Below are 18493 nucleotides of genomic sequence, written 5' to 3' on the forward strand. Positions count from 1 at the left end.
TATCAAAATTATCGAGAGAGATTATATAAACTAAAATTATTCACAACTATAAAAAATTATAAAGGAAGAGAGAAATTAGATATTTATTAGGCAAATATTAAAATTGTTAAAGTGTTAGTTATGTTTTAAGTTTATTGGTGTGTGATATGATGGGCATATGACCTTATATCAACATATCAAACATACATTAAATTTATACAAATTTATATATTAAAATTATTTCAAGTCAGTTTATTATGTGGAGTTTAGATTTATTTTATGAACGAGGGATTAACAATGCAAAAAGAAAATGTGAAAAATTATCTCGTTCTTATTGTTGATATTGATGACGATGTTGGTAGAAAAGCAGGTCTAAAAACCCCAATATTGGGAAGAGAAGAGAACATAAAAGCACTGATAAAGCTTGGATTAGCAGATCCCGGAGATAGTGATGTTAATGCGATTCTTGGAGGAGTTAAAATATATGATGAGTTAAAAGCAAGTGGAAAGGACGTTGAAATAGCTACGATTTCTGGAGATGTTGATGTTGAATCAGAAAAATGTGCTTTGAGAGTAAAGGAACAGATCGATTTTCTAACATACTTATACAATCCTGATTTCATTTACCTTGTTTCAGATGGAAAAGAAGATGAAATGATCTTAAAATACTTAGAATCAAAAAATATCTTTGTTTGGAAGAAGAGAATAATTGTAAAACAAAGTGAGACATTAGAATCCACATATTATTTAATTCAAGAATTTATTAAAAAGACGATGGAAGAATATATTCCTCTAATTCTAACGTTTATTGGGTTTTCTTTGTTGTTGTATGCTGTGTTTGCAGACATTGGTTGGAGAATAGTTGTTGGATTGATCGGATTGTATATCTTATCAGAAGGCGTTGGAGTTAGAAAAACACTGATGGAAAAAATGAAGAAAAAAGAAGAGTTCAGCGTTGGGAGAGTTTTTCCAATATCTGCAATTATTGCAGTATTTGTTCTAATCATTGGGCTTACATACTCTATCAGTTCTTCTCGGCTTACATCCCCTAACGAATTTATAGGAGAATTTCTACTCCATTTTGTAAATTCACTGGTCCTCTCATTAATAATATTAACAGTTGGAAAGTTTGTTGATACAGTTATTCACTCAGAGGAAGGGATCTTAGAAATCTTTAAAAAGTATTTCTTCTATTTGATATGTATATTCGTTGCTCGTGAATTAATAATCACGGGAGGAAACTACTTACTTGGAAATATTGGCTTTATATCATTCGTTGTCTATATTATAATATATATCTCTATAACTATAATTCTTTCAGTAATACTCTTTACAAAATCAAACAAAAATAACAAAAAAGACACGCAGTAAAAAACAGTAAAAAAGAGTTAAATCATTAAATTTTAAAAATAAATAGATGAAAAGGAGAAAATAACTAAATTAAAGGGCTAATATGATTACAGTAATTGCAATAACAAAAGACAATAGAATTGAAGAACCAAAACTTGATGAATTAAAATTCGAAGATTATAAACTAATTTGGATTGACTGCTATGACCCAAAAGATGAAGAACTATATAAACTATCAAAAAAGATCAACATTCCAACTATGGATTTACAAATTGGTTTAGATGAACAGGAAATTCCAAGGGTAGAGGAGGATGAGGACTTCTATTTAATAATCTATAAAGCACCTCTCTTTGAAGAGGATATAACCACTACATCACTTGGGATATTTATAAAAGAAAACGTTTTATTAACAATTCATACAGATAAAATAAAAGCAATTGGTCGACTACATAAACTCATCTCAACAAAAAAACCAACTACAATATTTGAAAGAGGAATCGGTTTTCTACTCTATCACATCCTAAACGAAATCACAAGAAGTTATTCGAGGATATTAATGAATTTAGAGGATGAGTTAGAGGAATTAGAGGATAGATTACTTGAAGGATACGATAGAGAGGTTATGGAGAAAATACTTGGTTTAAGAAAAACTTTGGTCTACTTTCACAAGTCCTTAATTGCTAATAGGGATGTTTTAGTTTTATTAAAAAGAAAATATTTACCAATAACTACAAAAGAAGACAGAGAGAACTTTGAAGACCTATACTACGACACACTACAACTTATAGACATGTCTGCCACATACAGAGAAGTTTTAACGTCTATGATGGACATTACCCTGTCATTAGAAAATATAAAAATGAATCAAATAATGAAAATATTAACGATGGTTACAACGATATTTGCAGTTCCAATGTGGATAACTGGAATATATGGGATGAATTTTTCATACTTGCCACTGGCAAACAATCCAGAAGGATTCTGGCTGATCCTTGCCCTTATGGTTATAATAATAATGACATTTGTTTACATATTCAGAAGATCCGGATGGTTATGAGGGATAAATATGATCATATGGCCTGCATATATTGACAGAAAGAAGAGTAGAAGAGAAGGTCGAAAAGTGCCAAAGAACTTGGCAATAGAGAACGTGAAATTAAAAGATATTGAAAAAGCATTGAAAAAACTCGGTTTACAACCAAAAACATACAAAACTAAAAAATATCCAAGACAACATTGGGATATGTGTGGATGTGTCGAGGTTGATTATAACGGCAATAAGTTAAAATTATTAAAAGAGATCTGCAAAACAATAAAGGAATAACTACTAAAAAAATAAAAGAATCAGATAATATATATGTGGAATAAAAGATAAAAAGTTAAAATTATGTTAAAATGATAATATAAATAATTAAAAAGATATAAAATAAGATAAGCTTATTAATATATTTGGATTATTCTGGCTTCTCCATTAACGCTTTTTTGTTCAACCTTTTACCTTCTGGATGATGTGGTTTTCTACTAACTGAATCATTGGCTTTTTCTAACTCTCTCGCTTCGTCTACCAACTTAGCAGCATACCTTATCATTTCATGGGCTGAGGCAACAATTGGAATATATTTCTCTGCCTCTTTTGTCATGAAACAGCCCTTAACATCAACATCTCCAACTTTCTCAGCTATAACAAAGGCCGCCATTGCCTTTGCCTTTGCGTAAGGGTTGGTAAATTCCATTGCTTCAACTGCCTTCTGCTCATTGATTACGATTTTTGGCAATTCTATCTCTTTACCCTCTTTAACTGCATCGATCATCTTATCTATTGCTTCCTGAACTACTCTTAAAGCTCCCGTTCCTGCCAAAACTCTTAAAACATCTGAGTTAAATAGAGCCATCTCTACAGGATCTAAAAACTCTCTTCTCGCACCAATCATCGGATCGCACTTAATAATTATGTATCCTAAACCCTGCTGTTCCATCTCATCTTTAACTCTCAAACCAGGAGCATCTCCAATAATAACCGCAGGAATTCCACTCTCACTTAAAATTTCTCTTGCTTTTTTTGGTCCAGGAGCTCCAGGATTTGGACCTATATATATTATAAAGTCCGGCTTAACTTCTTCCACCATTTTTTTAGTAACCTCTTCCACTGACTCTGGATCCATCTTTGCCCCACTACCTAAGACCCTAACCGCAATATCTTTCCTATCTGCTCTCTCATCTAATGCCAAGTCCACAACAGGAGACATTCCTATATTTCCACACTTTATTATACCTATTTTAACTACCAAAGTATCACCCCAAGTTTGGTTAATTGATTATCTAATAGTAGATATTAATTATTTTTTACACTTTTAGAATAAATACTTTACCAACCAATTGGTTGATATATAATGTTATGATTAATCCTCATTAAAAATAATATGTATTGTTTTTATTTACGTATGATATTAGAAAATCTAATATTAACGTTAAATAAAAATCATAAAATCAAATACTGAAATAAAAGGATGAAATCTAATAATTAAAAAATCAAAAATCCAATAATAAACTAAAAACAATTATTAAATAATAATTAAAGGTTTCTAAAATTATTTGACTAATTGGTGAGGAGTATGAACCAAATTCCTTTATTTATTGCTGTATTATGTTTCTTTGTAATGATAATAGGAGAGATATTGGCTTATCGATCAGTTCCAATTAAATACAAGTATGAGTTTGAGGCAATTTCTTTCGGATTTATACTTGGAGTTTCAACCCTAATTCTAATTCCAAAAGCATATTTTAAGATGTATGCAATTTATGTGATTTTTGGATGTATTTTTGTTTACCTTATAGAAAAATACCTTTCTTTTTGCCCAATGTCAAAAAAATATTGCTTAGATTGCAACAACTTGGAATTAAAAAATATTAAGTATATATATCCAATTTCATTTTTTATACATACGTTTATAGATGGCGTAGTTATCGCAGTATCTTATATAAGCAAAATAGGTCTTCCCCTATATCTTGCAATACTAATGCATAAATTTCCAGCAGGATTCGTTTTGATCTCTCCTCTTAAAGGAGTTTATCGAAATCCTCTCTCTATTGGAATCATTATATCATTAGGAACTATTTTCGGAACAATATTTGGATTAGTAGTTCTAAATAGCATAGATCCAAAAATATTACTTGCATTTTCTGGAGGGGTGTTTTTAGGGGCTTTTCTAATGCTTGTTCCACATATTTATGAACATAAAAAAGAAAAAACATTAACTTACCTTCTTTTTGGTTATTCTCTTGCAGGCCTTATTAGTATTTTTAGCTAAACCTATCAAAATATGAAAATAAATGGAACAATTATAAAAAACTAAAAATAAACTATAACAGTTATTTCATCATTTCTAAAAAATTTAAAACCTCTTCCCTATTTGGAAAGATTGGGAAACCAATAATTATATCATTGTTATTTTTTATAGCATCGATATTCTCTTTATCGTTTAGTGATAAAATAAACTTTTCCCAATTACCATGATAGTTTTTTCTTCTCTTTAAATAGCCCTTCATCAATGTTAACACCGAATTATTAATGTCTTTGGCAAAGGGAACATATATTGCCTTTTTTGAAGATAAGGTTAATCCTTGCCCATATATATAATAAGAAACAAGATCGTTATCCTCCACAATATTTTTAACTAACTGTTCAACCCCCTCGGTTCCTACCCAAACGTCAACATCATATTCCAATGCTTTTTCAATAACCTCTAAAATTCGATTATTTTTATACTTTTTCTCTCTCTCACTTAGGTAGTAACTATTTCCTAAAACTATGCATTGTATAAAATTATAAGATCCATATAACTCCACCAATCTAAACGCGTTTTCTCTTTTTGCCTGAATTGTCATAACTACGTTTGAGAGTTTGTCCAACTTTTCAAGTATATCCTCATCAGTTATTATATTGTTTTCCGCATCTATTACGTAATAATCAAAATATTTCCGAACAAATTTTCCAAAATTTAAAATATCTTTTATTTTGCTTGGTTTTACTGCAATTCCCAACATATAACCACCCACTACATTGAAAGAATTTATTTTAATTTTATTTTTAATATATAAAAAATTGATTTCATAACTATTTATCTTGTTGTTTATTTTTATTTTTTTGATTTTTAGGTTTTTGGTTTAGATTTTTGTTTTTTATTTGGTTTTAGTTGGTTTCTAAGGGGTGGTTTGTTTTATTGTTTTGTATATTTGGATGTGTTTGATTATGGAGTTTTTTTGAAGTTTTTAGTTATTTGTAGTTGTTTTTAGAAATCCACGGTTGATTAAGTGTGTTTTATGTTTTTATTTTCTGTTTATTGTTATTTTTTAAATAAAAGTTTGAATTGTTTTGTTAAAAGGTTTATAAAGGAAAGGGGTTATCTATGGGTAGAAATTTTATAGTGTAGAAAAATATAAATATCAGTAAAAATATTATAATGAAATAAGGAAAATTACCCTATTAAAATCAGCACAGATCGTGATGGAAACTATAACTAAAAGTTGGATTATGGTATCCTCTTGCAATTAAAATCAGCACAGATCGTGATGGAAACTTATTATTACCTATTCTAATACAGTATGATGTTTTAGTATCATTAAAATCAGCACAGATCGTGATGGAAACTAATTTACTCCCAGCATTGTTCTGATTGCAAAATGTGTTTTATTAAAATCAGCACAGATCGTGATGGAAACTCACGATGAGATATGGAGCAAAATTTATCTTTTTTATATTTTATTAAAATCAGCACAGATCGTGATGGAAACTTTACTTAATCGTCTTAATGCCTCTTCAACTTCTCTATTAAAATCAGCACAGATCGTGATGGAAACTTCTCTTTTTTATCCAAATAATCTTTTAGCATTATTAAAATCAGCACGGATCGTGATGGAAACAACTATCAACTGAATTATATTGGGTATATAGACGAGTGATTAAAATCAGCACGGATCGTGATGGAAACAAATAACTAAAAGATCGGAAAGAGAAGTTGAAGAGGATTAAAATCAGCACGGATCGTGATGGAAACTCAATAGACGATATTATAAACAACAGCAATCAAACAGCAAATTAAAATCAGCACGGATCGTGATGGAAACTTGATAATGATGATAGGAGTTTGTTAAATGTAGATGATTAAAATCAGCACGGATCGTGATGGAAACTTTATATTGTTTCTTTCACAATACACACAATTATCAGTCGATTAAAATCAGCACGGATCGTGATGGAAACAACAACTGCTGCTTTTATTCCATTTTTTTCAATTACTATTAAAATCAGCACGGATCGTGATGGAAACCGCAGATAGATTTGTATTAATGTCAGCAACAATATCAATTAAAATCAGCACGGATCGTGATGGAAACTCCAATATGTAAAACTCTGTTAAGTTTGTTAAATCATTAAAATCAGCACGGATCGTGATGGAAACCTAAAACAAACTCTTTCCCAACTAACTTTTCAGCAAAATTAAAATCAGCACGGATCGTGATAGAAACCTACCAAAATAAGGATTTACTTTAACAACTTGATTTTAAAATTAAAATGTCCTGTGATGGGAAGATTTCTATTTTATAAGTTCCAACTCTTCACTAAATAACATAATACTCTTTTAACTTTAAATTAATCGATGGGATTTTTCTGATAAAAAGTTTTTAAAAGAGGTTATCTTTAAAATAACAAGAGCTGCTTTTATACCCGTTAAACACAAGATTTATATTATAAACTAAACTTACCTTTACATAAACAAATTATTAAAAGCGGGATTTTTATGATAGTTTTAAGAAATGAAATTTGCGATAAATTGGAAAAAATAGTTAAAAATTTAAAATTTGTAAGGCATTGCATTGGTTGTGAGGGTATAAATTTAGAAATAGAGGATCCTCATCATCACCCCTCCATAGAACTAACTCAAAAGTGCAATCTAAATTGTATATACTGCTATTCACGATTAAAGAGTATAAAAAGCGGAATATATGGAAATCTTGATGAAGCAGAGGCATTAACAATATCTCAGTATGGAGAACCATTATTAGATTTAGAAGGTGTTAAAAAAGCCATAGAGTTTGGAAAAGATTTAGGACTTAGGGTTGATTTACAAACGAACGGAATTTTATTAAATGAAGAAATTATAAAAGAACTCAGAGATTTAGGTTTAGATTTAATAATGATCAGTTTAAGCTCATTTGATAATGAAAAATACAAATTATTGACTGGAAAATATTATTTGGATAGGGTGGTAAATAATATAAAGATTGCTTCAAAGTATTTGCATACAATAGTTAGATCTATATACATTCCAGGATTTAACGATAAAGATCTTTTAAATCTCTCTAAGGAACTCAATAATTACGTTGATGAAATAATGGTGCATCAACTTATTTCATACAAGGAAAATGAAAACCTTTTAAAGAACGTTGGAATAGATCTGAACAATTTGGGAAGAATTAAAGATTTGTTATTAATAGTTGATGAAATGCAAAAAAATGCTCCAAAAATCAAAAATATTACCATTAAAGGATGCTTATTGGCACAATTAAAAGATATGGATGGTTTTATATTGAACAACGTAAATTATGATGTTTTTTCTGAAGTTCCAGATATTAAAAGAGAGTATAAGCCGCTACCTTGGTGATTATATGATTATTAACGTTGATCTACACATACATTCAAGATTCTCAGGTGGAACGTCAAAAGATATGAATGTAGAGAATATCTTAAAATATGGAAGGTTGAAGGGATTAAATATTATTGGGACTGGTGATTGCACACATCCAACTTACTTGGAAGAGATAAAGCAATATAAAGATAGGGAGTTAATTTTAACAACAGAGATTGAAGATAAAAACAGAGTTCATCATCTTATCTTACTACCATCAATAAGCAAGGTTGAAGAGTTAAGAGAAATTTTAAAAAAATACTCTAAGGATATTGATAAAGAGGGAAGACCAAGAGTTCATATTAATGGAGCTGAACTTTTAGAGATTGTTAGAAACGTTAATGGCTTGATAGGACCTGCTCATTGCGTTCCTCCAGATACACTGCTGATATTAGAAAATGGATTTAAAAGAATAGTCGATATAAAAGTTGGAGAGAAAGTATTAACTCATGAAAATAGGTTTAAAAAAGTTGAAAAAGTTTATAAGAGGAGATATATTGGAGACATAATAAAAATTAAAGTTAGATATTTTCCAGAGGAAATAATATTAACTCCTGAACATCCCGTTTATGCAATTAAAACAGAAAAGAGATGTGATGGCTCTCATGGAATTTGTAAATTCAACTGCTTAACTCAATATACAAATCCTTCATGTAAGAAGAAGTATAGAAAATATAAAAGAAAGTGGATTATGGCTAAGGACTTAAAAGTGGGAGATGTAATCGTTTATCCAATACCTAAAAAGGTTAAGGACATTAAGTATTTATCATTAGATAAATATTTAAATAATATTAAGCAGAAATCTTGGAGAAATAGAATTCCAGAAAAAATCGAAGTTTCTGAGGACTTTTGTAGGTTAATTGGATATTTCTTATCTGAAGGTTATTGTTTTAGAGATGGAATTGGATTTGCATTAGGAGAGAATGAGAAAAAAATCATTGATGATATAGAATATTTGATGAAAAAAATATTTAACTTAAAACCAAAAATAAGGAATGATGAAAGACGTGAAGAAATAGAATTAAAATATTATTCAAGAGTTTTAAGAGATTTCTTTGGAGACATGTTTTATTGTGGAGATGAAAAAAGAGCTTGGAATAAAGCTTTGCCTAATGAGTTTTTATACCTTCCTGTGTCTAAACAGCTTCAAATATTTATTGGGTGGTGGAGAGGAGATAAAGGAGTAACTACCTCAGAAATTTTAATGAATCAACTAAGGTTGATTTCTTTAAGATTAGGTTTTATAATAACATTTAGTAAGCATGTTCCAAAAAATCCAAAAATTGGAGACAGAGAAGTTATTAAGTGTCATGCAAGATGGCAGGGAAGAATATCTCCATTAAATGAAAACATCTTAGATGCATTAAGGGATGAAGATATTAAACTTCCAAAAAGGGATGTTAGATATGGATGGATTGAAGGAAATTACCTATATGCTCCAATTATAAGAATAGAAAGAGAGTATTATGATGGTTATGTATATAACTTGGAGATTGAGGATGATTCAAGCTATGTAACTGTTTCTGGAACTTTGCATAATTGCTTTACTCCATGGACATCCCTCTATAAATCTTTTGATTCAATATATGACTGCTACAACAAAAAACCTGACTTTGTAGAGCTTGGTTTGTCAGCAGATACAGATATGGCAGATATGGTTCCAGAGTTGAGGGACTTGCCATTTCTATCAAACTCTGATGCCCACTCCTATCATCCTCATAGATTAGGAAGGGAATTTAACCAGATAGAGGTTGATTATATTGGAGGAGTTGAGGATAACTTTGAGCAAATAAAAAAAGCCATAAAACATAATAAAATTATAGCCAACTATGGATTAGATCCAAAGTTGGGGAAGTATCATTTAACCGCCTGCTCTAAATGCCACACAAGATTTAAGTTAGAGGATGCCAAAAAATATAATTGGAAATGTCCAAAGTGTGGAGGAAGGATAAAAAAAGGAGTTTTGAGTAGAGTTGAAGAGCTGAGTGATGGAAAGATAGAGCATCCAAAGTTTAGACCTCCTTATTATAAGTTAATTCCTTTGGCTGAAATGATTTCTCTAACCATTGGCAAGGGAATATTTACAAAGGCCGTTCAAGGTCTATGGGAGGAGTTTATTAAAAAGTATGGTAATGAGATTGAGGTTTTGATAAATGCTGATATTCAGGAATTGGCTAAAATACATCCAAAAGTGGCAGAGACGATTAATCTGTTTAGAAAAGGGAAAATATATATTTATCCAGGTGGAGGAGGGGAGTATGGTAGAATTTCATTTAAACCTCAAAAGGTTGAATGGTATAGAGAGGAGATAACGTTAGATAGGTGGTTAAAACAGTAAAATTTAATTATTCTGAAAAATCAATTTCTGTTCCTTCAACATCTCCCAATAAAGCTTTATATACATTATTAGCTTTATTCCCATTAAATACAAAACTTTTACATTTATTTTTTTTAATCGTTTCTATTTTATACTTCATCCCACCGGTAATATCTATGCTGTTAGAACCACTTAAATAATCCAAAATTTCATCGATATTATTTTTATCAATCCTCTTTATTGGCTTATTATTTATTAAAACGCCATCAACATCTGTGGCATAGAGAATTAAATCTGCCTTTAACTCATTTGCTAAGTAAGGGACAATATCATCCCCAGAGATTATTCTATATCCGTTTTTATCATCTACTACAATATCTCCATGAATAACTGGAACTAAATTCCTTTTAAGCATCTCTTTTATAGCGGAGATGTCAAAAATTAACTTATCTCCAAAAACTACAAATGAAGAGGGTTGTATAGAAACAGTTGGGATGTCATAACTCTGTAGAGTATCTATAATTATGTTGTTAAATCTTCTCATTGCTTTCTGTATATCCCAAAATCCTTTATCCATGTTTATAAATATTTTTTTTCCGTTTTCAATTTTTAGGTATTTCTTAGCTACTGGATGACCAAAAGCCCCTCCTCCATGAACAAGGATTAATTTTATTTCTATATTTCTATTTTTATAGCAATCTAAGGCATTTTTTATCTCCATAGCTATTCTTTCCAAGTTATCCCACTTTATCGAATAAGGGACATTTTTGTCTGATAAGATACTTCCTCCTAATTTTAATATCACCAACACAGTCCCACCTAAAACTTTTATTTTGCTTTTATTTTGTATTATCTTCTTATAATTAGAACTTTGTTTCCTCCTTTCATAAATTCATAATCTGTCTTTTCAATCTTTGCTTTATAGTCATTTAAAATTTTATCCAAAAATAATGATTTCTCCCCTTTTAAATTTAAGACAGGGAATATTCTAATCTCTTCAGAAACCCTCAGGAGTTCATCAATCGTCTCTTTATGAAACTTATAGTCAAATATGTTATCATATAATAACAAAAAATGCCCTACAACTGACAAATAGAACTCATCATCCTTAAATTGTGTTTTTGGGTATATAGTGTAGATATATCTTCCTTTATTTATTTTATAATCTTCAAGAAATGTTTTATAAGTTCTTTCTCTTGTTTTTTTCCAGTCATCAATACTATTAAACTCATTCCAATTAAAACTATCTTTAAATTTCTCTTTCAGGTGTTTTTCCATAAAATCCAGGTCTTTTTTACACCTTTCTTCAATCTCCTCAGCTTTTAAATTATAAATTTTGTCTGAGGCAGTTATTTTGTATCCCTTTGCATTTCCCTCTGCACAAAAAGAACTAACACCAGAAGCAACATCCAAAATTTTATTACCTAATAAATCTTCATTTAAATTAAACATTCTAACATATTCATTAAAATTTCTTCCAAGAAGAACAGGCCTTAATATCAATCTACCACCAACTTAAATATTAAATATGTTAATTTAGCTTCTTCAGTATATAAAAATAGTCCTTATAAAAAATAATACCTTTAAAATAATCATCATTATAGTAGATACATCTACCAATAGGACTTTTAGAGTTGATAACGCCCAATAAAAAATCTGTTTTTAATGTTTTAGTGATAAAAAATAATAATTAAACGAATTCATTTACGAAATAATTATGTAATATCTTTTCAGAGTTTCTATCCCCTAAGAAGTTTTATTTTACCTAATTTTAAAATTTTTATATCTCCATCCTCGAAGAGGTCTGATTTTAATTTCAGATGCATTATTAAAAAAACTTCCAGTAATTTACAAAGTTTCCATCCTCGAAGAGGTCTGATTTTAATATATTCTTTTATTAATCTCTTCCATTAATTCTATTTTCCATCCTCGAAGAGGTCTGATTTTAATGAGGATGAAGACACTTTGGAAGAATGGTTTAAAAGGGCTAAGAGATTTTCCATCCTCGAAGAGGTCTGATTTTAATGGCTCACAGGCAGTTATAACCGTAACATATACATTTCCATCCTCGAAGAGGTCTGATTTTAATTTAGCTTAGCATCAATAACTTTTAAGATAATTTGTATTTCCATCCTCGAAGAGGTCTGATTTTAATTTGATATTGTTATGCAAATATATAACACAACAGAATTTCCATCCTCGAAGAGGTCTGATTTTAATGGATTAGTTGAACAGTATTTCTACCCAAACTCAATTTATAGATTTCCATCCTCGAAGAGGTCTGATTTTAATCAAGTATTTTTTTAGAACTTAATAAAAAGGAACTAACCCTTTCCATCCTCGAAGAGGTCTGATTTTAATAGGGTAATTTTCCTTATTTCATTATAATGTTTTTACTGATATTTATATTTTTCTACACTATAAAAATTTCTACCCTTAAATAACCCCTTTCCTTTATAAACCTTTTAACAAAACAATTCAAACTTTTATTTAAAAAATAACAATAAACAGAAAATAAAAACATAAAACACACTTAATCAACCGTGGATTTCTAAAAACAACTACAAATAACTAAAAACTTCAAAAAAACTCCATAATCAAACACATCCAAATATACAAAACAATAAAACAAACCACCCCTTAGAAACCAACTAAAACCAAATAAAAAACAAAAATCTAAACCAAAAACCTAAAAATCAAAAAAATAAAAATAAACAACAAGATAAATAAAAAAATATAAATAGATCCTGAAATCTTTTAATAATAGCCAGCAGTGTTCATCGTTTCTAACTTTTCCTTTAATTTTAAGGCCTCTTTTATCTCTTCCTCCTCAAATGGTCTTTCTGAGGCAATGGAGACGATAGCTTTGTCTATATAGGTGTTTTTAACTCTCATCCCTTCTGGAAACACCCTTCCCATGAAGTCCATAACTTTATCTAAAAAATCCTTGCTTGCATCATAAACCTCCATATCTAAATCAATATCTGAATCTGTAATAACTTCAAATCTTGAAGGTTGATCGATAACGTGTATCTTTTTTAGTAGGTAGGGGAGATATGTTTCATCAGTTATTTTAAGTTTGTAGATTGTTTTTCCATTTTCTTTTTTCTGCTCCGCAATTTCAGCAAAGTCCCTCAACTTAATAGCCCTTCTTGTGTGCTTTGGTAGAACCCCTAATATGAAGTATGGAACCTTCTCCTTTGCTATAAATTCAACCCTAATTATTGACTTTCCTAAAATTAAATCCTCTAATGCCGTTTGTATAACCTTTGTATAGATGTTTTTTCCTGCTTCATCTTCACAATGAACAATTATCTCAGCCATACTATCACCATTTGTTGTCGCTAAGGAAGTTCCGCTCTTTAGAGTGGAGAGGAATTCAGATGAAAACCTAACGGTTTTCATTACTCTCCTCGCTACGCTCGAAGATAGGGGAGGCGGGCGGGGATAAGGTTTATATATTCAAATTGGCTTATTATTTATCGAGGCGGTCTGACCCCGCCCAATGAGCTGAATCTGCCCAATGACCCCTCGGCGACGAGGATGAGAGGGTGTTCCCAGTGGGAACCTCCACCCTTTAGGGCGGAGAGGAGGTCAAGAAACTTCTTCTTTAAGCATTAAGTCCAAAATCTCTTTTAGATTTTTATGTTTTAATTTACCCATAACATTTATAATTAGAATTGGCTTTCCCCCAACATAAGAATAAATTATCTCTTTATCTTCATCAGAGAGTTTTTTACCTAAAATCTCTTCAGCTAAAAAATCCATAAACTTTAAAGCTGTCTCTTTATCAAAATCATCCACTAAAATATAATCAGCTCTATCCTCCAACTCTCCAGCATTATAAACATATTCAATGAATAAACTATCTGAACTTAGGCAGAAAACATGACATAGGTGTTGTTCTTTAGTTAAAGAAACTAAAAACTGGAATAACTCTTTTAACAGATACTTTTGTCCGTTGAGGACTACATCTCTAATCATTTGCAGTTCATCAAATATTAAAATTGGCTGTTTCCCACTCTTTTTAACCTCTAATAATAAGCTATTTAAGTATTGAAAAGCATCATTAATCTTCTCCTCAAATAGTTTATCAAATTCAACCTCTGGTATTGGAATCCCAGTTAAAATCTTAGCCCCTTTTGTTATCAGATTTAAAACTTCTGATTTATCTATTATTTTTTCAAAGAAGTCATCTTTTTTAGTGGTAAAAATTGCCTCAATAAACTCCCTCTTTTCTGAGATTAAGTAAGTTCTAAAATTTATATAAAAAACCTTATACTCATCATTTAGTTTGTTTTCAATAATCTGCTTTATTAGAGCAGTTTTTCCAGAGTTTATAGAACCATAGATAAAATAAATTAAATTTGGTTCTCTTTCTAAGATTGATAGAATTTCATTAATCTCCCTCTCCCTATTAAAGAATTTCATAATTCCACCAAAAAAATTAAAAAATTATGCCTTCATCTTCTTGTATCTATAACCAGATGATAGCAAAGCGGCTCCAACAGCACCAATTAATTGAGAGTATTTAGGAACAACAATTTTTCTTCCTAAGACCTCCTCCATAGCAATAACTAAACCCTTCAACAAACTACTTCCTCCAACCAGTATGACTGGATCTCTAACATCAACTTCCTGTAATTGTTGCTCAAAGACCTGCTCAGCGACTGAATGAGCTGCTGCCGCTGCTACATCCTCTGCCTTAGCTCCCTCAGCCAATGCAGTAACCAAATCCTGAATACCAAAGACAATACAATAACTGTTCATGTTTATCTTTCTCCAGTCCCCTTTTGCTGCTAACTCTCCCAACTCTTGGAGAGAGACACCTAATCTTCTTGCAGTAATCTCAAAGAACCTACCGCTTGCCCCAGCACAGATTCCTCCCATTGTAAACCCATCTGGAATGGCATCATACAAGGAGATAGCTTTATTATCCATCCCTCCAATGTCTATGACTGTTGCCTCTCCTTCTTGCTTATCAGCCAAATAAGCAGCTCCTTTTGAATTGACTGTTAGCTCTTCTTGGATTAAATCAGCTTTAAAGTAATTTCCTACTGTGTATCTTCCATATCCAGTGGTTCCAATCGTTTCAACTTGATCTAAACTTATTCCTGCCTCTTTTAAAGCGTTATCAACTGCCTCTTTAGCTGACTCAATAACATCCTTTGTATATATCCATCCAGTTCCTGCAACTTCATCATCTATCATAACAACTGCTTTTGTTGTTGTAGATCCGCTATCAATACCTAAGCTTATTCCTTCCTGCTTCTTCCTTGCCAATAGAGATTTTCTTTCAACAATTGTGGTTAATGCCTCCATTCTTGTTAATAACTCAGATGCTTTTGTTCTCTCTGTGAATGAATACATAACTACTGGCAAGCTTGTGTTTTGTTGTATAAGTTTTCTTACTTCGTTTCTTACTAAGGCACCTTCAGCACATCTGAAACATGTTGCCACAAACACTGCTTCAGCATCGGTGTTTCCTTCCATGATAGACATTGCCCTTGCAAACATCAGTTTTAGGTTGTCAGATCCGACTTTAAATCCTAATCTCTCCTCAACTTCATCAATATATGAGAGATCAACCTCTGGAAAAACAAGTTCTCCTCCAACTTTTTGTGCTGCTTTTTCGATTTCCCTATAAACACCGCTCCACTCTGCTCCACAGGTTAATAAAGCGATCTTTACCATAAACATCACTCTCCAATAACTTTAATGCAGATCATTTACTTATCTTTTATATGCCTTTTATCTTTTTTTATCTTTATTTTTTATTTATTGTTATTGATTTTTATTATTTATCCATTGTCTATTACTTTCTTCATTATTCTTATTATTAAATTCCCATCGGTTTGTATGGAAACCTCTTTATCAATTCAAGCATTTTCTCTTCAGATAGATACTCTTTCGTGCCAATAACCAATTTTGGATCTTCTATTATTCTACCAAACAATACAATGGGGCATTTATTTTTTAATGCAATGTCTAAAATTTTTTCATATTCCTCTTCAGGAACTGCCAATATATAACTTCCTAAGTATCTTGTAGCTCTTGGATAGGGAAGGGACTTTATTTCAGCTCCTTTTTTTGCCTTAATTAACATCTCCAACAAATTTCCCAGCCAGCCACCTCTTGATGCATCTTTACACGCATTTACCTTTATTCCTCTCTTTAAGATCTCTAAGTATGTATCAAATTTTTTCTTTGCCTTATAAACTCTCTCTCCAACATCTCCCTCAACAGGATCTCCGAGCATAATTAATAAATCTCCTTCCTTAGCTCCTCCATCTCTAATGATTAATTCCTCATCAACCAAATCTCCAAAAACAGCAACAGCAATGCAAGATTTCAACTCTTCAACTGTTTGAGTGTTTCCTCCAACTATTGGAATATTTAAGCCAATACTCTGCTTTCTTAAACCATCAACAGCCAATTTTATCTCATCCTCATTTTTTGCTTGAATGGCATTTAACGCAAATTTTGGCTCTGCCCCCATAGCCACAACATCACAAGCGGTGTGAATTAAAGCTGTTTTAGCCCCTAATTTTAAGGGATAGGGACCTTCCATATTCACAACCATGTTTTTTATAACCACTGCATCATCTCCAGCTTTAATTCCACTTTTTAAATCATCAATTAAATCATCAAAGTGCCAAAATGCCTTTCTCGGATAATTGGTTTCTAATATATGCTCTATTGCATTTTTTAGCTCATATTCAAAGTTCTCCATACTTACACCAACTTTTTTAATTTTTTGGCTTTTTCAACATTTTTAACTTCTTTATAAGTTAGGGCAATGATTTTGTATATTTCATCGTGATAAAGGTTTATTTCCTTCAACTTTTCAAAATATTTTATTGCTAAATCTCTTTTATAGATATTTAATAAGGCCTTCATAAAGATCATTAGCAGTTTCTATTATCTCATCGATCTCTTTAATAAGAATCTCTGTAAGTTCTTCTCCAAATATATGGCTGTTTCTAAAACCTTGTTTTTTAGAAGATTTAAAGTTTCTAATGTGAATTTTTCCATTTTAGTCCCAAATGTTTATTTATTCATTTCTCAATGCTTTTATTGGATCCAACCTTGATGCCTTGTATGCAGGATATAATGCGGAGATTAGAGATGTTAAGATTCCAAAGGTAATGCCAATTATCATATAGAAGATTGCATAATAAGATAAAGAGGTTTTTAAGAGATAATGAACGATCAAATAACCGAAGAATAAACTCAAAAACGCTCCGATTAAAGAACCAATAATTCCCAAGATCAATGCTTCATAAAGGAATAAAATTATAATGTCCCTTTTTGATGCTCCAATGCTTCTCATAACTCCAATCTCCTTCGTTCTCTCTACAACACTCATTAACATGACGTTTCCGATTCCAATGCCTGCAACTAATAATGAGATAGCTCCAATTCCCATTAAGAAGTAAGAAACCTTTGTTATAACACCATTGATCGCTTCCAATATAGAGTTTAAAGATATTATTATACATTTTTTCTCTTTTCTGTTTAAAATTTTATCTGTCTCATTTTTTATTTTATTTATATCCTCTATATTTTTAACATAGAGGATTATTCTTGAATAATTATAATTATTTTCTCCATAAAACCTTCTGTATGTTTTTGCCGTTAAAATTAACGAGTTATCTGGAAATAAAAATGTGCTGTTGTATATTCCGCTAATTCTCAGTGAGATGTTTTTAATCTCCAACTGATCTCCTACATTAACATCATTAACATTAGAAAAGAACGTATCAACAGCAACAGAAGTGTCGGAAACCTTCACTTTCAAATTTAAGTATTTTATATCATTTTTATCAATGCCGAAGATGTTTGCGTATGCTTTTCTATTCTTTCCTTTTATATAAACAAAATCAGAGGTTGCATAGACAGGAATAACTTTGCAATTTAAAACTCTTAGTTTTTCAATATCTCTTTTATCAAAAGATGTATAACCATTTTGATAATTTGGAAAAACAATTATATAGTTGGATATACTCCCCAAATTTTCCATAATTCCCTGCTTTAATCCCCCTCCTAATATTCCCAAAGAGGATATTGCTGCAACTCCAATAATTATTCCAAGTAATGCTAAAACGCTCCTCAATAAGTTTCTTTTTAAGTTTCTCTTTGCTAATTCAAAATACATGCT

Annotated in this window: 15 protein-coding genes, 2 pseudogenes and 2 CRISPR repeat arrays; of the genes and pseudogenes, 7 read left to right on the forward strand and 10 right to left on the reverse strand. The window is 30.8% G+C overall.

The genetic code is table 11. The features are described from left to right. The first annotated feature begins 276 nt into the window (after window positions 1-276). The 3 genes from METVU_RS01475 (at window position 277) to METVU_RS01485 (ending at window position 2653) form a co-directional block, all read left to right on the forward strand. Window positions 277-1350, forward strand: a complete 1074-nt coding sequence (locus tag METVU_RS01475) for a DUF373 family protein (RefSeq protein ID WP_012819710.1) — start codon at window positions 277-279, stop codon at window positions 1348-1350. A gap of 82 nt (window positions 1351-1432) precedes the next feature. Further along, the gene (gene corA / locus METVU_RS01480) at window positions 1433-2386 is read left to right on the forward strand and encodes a magnesium/cobalt transporter CorA (protein ID WP_012819711.1); all 954 of its coding nucleotides are present in this window, start codon (window positions 1433-1435) and stop codon (window positions 2384-2386) included. A gap of 9 nt (window positions 2387-2395) precedes the next feature. Continuing rightward, window positions 2396-2653 carry a signal recognition particle subunit SRP19/SEC65 family protein gene (locus METVU_RS01485; RefSeq protein ID WP_012819712.1) on the forward strand — a complete coding sequence of 86 codons (258 nt, stop codon included), beginning with the start codon at window positions 2396-2398 and terminating at the stop codon, window positions 2651-2653. A 130-nt stretch (window positions 2654-2783) separates the two neighbouring features. On the opposite strand, the gene METVU_RS01490 is transcribed toward METVU_RS01485, so the two are convergent. Further along, a complete protein-coding gene (locus METVU_RS01490) occupies window positions 2784-3617 on the reverse strand; it encodes a F420-dependent methylenetetrahydromethanopterin dehydrogenase (RefSeq protein WP_012819713.1) in 834 nt (277 codons plus the stop codon). A 324-nt stretch (window positions 3618-3941) separates the two neighbouring features. Between METVU_RS01490 and METVU_RS01495 the strand changes: the two genes are divergently transcribed. After that, a complete protein-coding gene (locus METVU_RS01495) occupies window positions 3942-4637 on the forward strand; it encodes a ZIP family metal transporter (protein ID WP_012819714.1) in 696 nt (231 codons plus the stop codon). 61 nt (window positions 4638-4698) lie between these two features. Here the strand turns inward: METVU_RS01495 and METVU_RS01500 are convergent, their stop codons facing one another. Next, window positions 4699-5373: a hypothetical protein gene (locus tag METVU_RS01500; protein WP_012819715.1), complete on the reverse strand. Its 675-nt coding sequence runs from the start codon at window positions 5371-5373 to the stop codon at window positions 4699-4701. A 438-nt stretch (window positions 5374-5811) separates the two neighbouring features. Further along, a CRISPR array of direct repeats spans window positions 5812-6855; the repeat unit is 30 nt; unit sequence ATTAAAATCAGCACGGATCGTGATGGAAAC. Window positions 6856-7127: 272 nt separating this feature from the next. Here METVU_RS01500 and METVU_RS01505 point away from each other — a divergent pair. From METVU_RS01505 to METVU_RS09140, 3 genes and pseudogenes are all read left to right on the forward strand, one after another. Next, window positions 7128-7991 (forward strand): radical SAM protein, encoded by an 864-nt coding sequence (locus tag METVU_RS01505; RefSeq protein ID WP_012819716.1) that lies wholly within the window; start codon window positions 7128-7130, stop codon window positions 7989-7991. 4 nt (window positions 7992-7995) lie between these two features. Next, a pseudogene (locus METVU_RS09130) lies at window positions 7996-8574 on the forward strand (TIGR00375 family protein); the annotation flags it as partial. 399 nt (window positions 8575-8973) lie between these two features. Beyond that, a complete protein-coding gene (locus tag METVU_RS09140; RefSeq protein ID WP_342626809.1) occupies window positions 8974-10353 on the forward strand; it encodes a TIGR00375 family protein in 1380 nt (459 codons plus the stop codon). A gap of 7 nt (window positions 10354-10360) precedes the next feature. On the opposite strand, the gene METVU_RS01515 is transcribed toward METVU_RS09140, so the two are convergent. The 8 genes and pseudogenes from METVU_RS01515 to METVU_RS01545 all read right to left on the reverse strand — a co-directional run bounded on the left by METVU_RS01515 (window position 10361) and on the right by METVU_RS01545 (window position 18490). After that, entirely contained in the window at window positions 10361-11143 is a 783-nt protein-coding gene (locus METVU_RS01515) for an isopentenyl phosphate kinase (RefSeq protein WP_012819718.1), read from the reverse strand. Window positions 11144-11181: 38 nt separating this feature from the next. Further along, window positions 11182-11835: a hypothetical protein gene (locus METVU_RS01520; protein ID WP_012819719.1), complete on the reverse strand. Its 654-nt coding sequence runs from the start codon at window positions 11833-11835 to the stop codon at window positions 11182-11184. A gap of 282 nt (window positions 11836-12117) precedes the next feature. Further along, window positions 12118-12693: direct repeats of the CRISPR family, unit length 30 nt; unit sequence TTTCCATCCTCGAAGAGGTCTGATTTTAAT. 396 nt (window positions 12694-13089) lie between these two features. Continuing rightward, window positions 13090-13656 (reverse strand): methanogenesis marker 17 protein, encoded by a 567-nt coding sequence (locus METVU_RS01525; RefSeq protein ID WP_048196679.1) that lies wholly within the window; start codon window positions 13654-13656, stop codon window positions 13090-13092. A 276-nt stretch (window positions 13657-13932) separates the two neighbouring features. Next, window positions 13933-14763: pseudogene (locus METVU_RS01530) on the reverse strand (ATP-binding protein); the annotation flags it as partial. 24 nt (window positions 14764-14787) lie between these two features. Then, window positions 14788-16026: a methanogenesis marker 15 protein gene (locus tag METVU_RS01535; protein ID WP_012819722.1), complete on the reverse strand. Its 1239-nt coding sequence runs from the start codon at window positions 16024-16026 to the stop codon at window positions 14788-14790. A 145-nt stretch (window positions 16027-16171) separates the two neighbouring features. Further along, a complete protein-coding gene (locus tag METVU_RS01540) occupies window positions 16172-17065 on the reverse strand; it encodes an AIR synthase related protein (protein ID WP_012819723.1) in 894 nt (297 codons plus the stop codon). A gap of 2 nt (window positions 17066-17067) precedes the next feature. After that, on the reverse strand, window positions 17068-17232 hold the full coding sequence (locus METVU_RS08930; protein ID WP_153232510.1) for a hypothetical protein: 165 nt from the start codon (window positions 17230-17232) through the stop codon (window positions 17068-17070). 154 nt (window positions 17233-17386) lie between these two features. Then, entirely contained in the window at window positions 17387-18490 is a 1104-nt protein-coding gene (locus METVU_RS01545) for an ABC transporter permease (protein WP_012819726.1), read from the reverse strand. Window positions 18491-18493 lie beyond the last annotated feature (3 nt).

The organism is Methanocaldococcus vulcanius M7 (assembly GCF_000024625.1).
Classification (GTDB): Archaea; AGJL01; Methanococci; order Methanococcales; family Methanocaldococcaceae; genus Methanocaldococcus; species Methanocaldococcus vulcanius.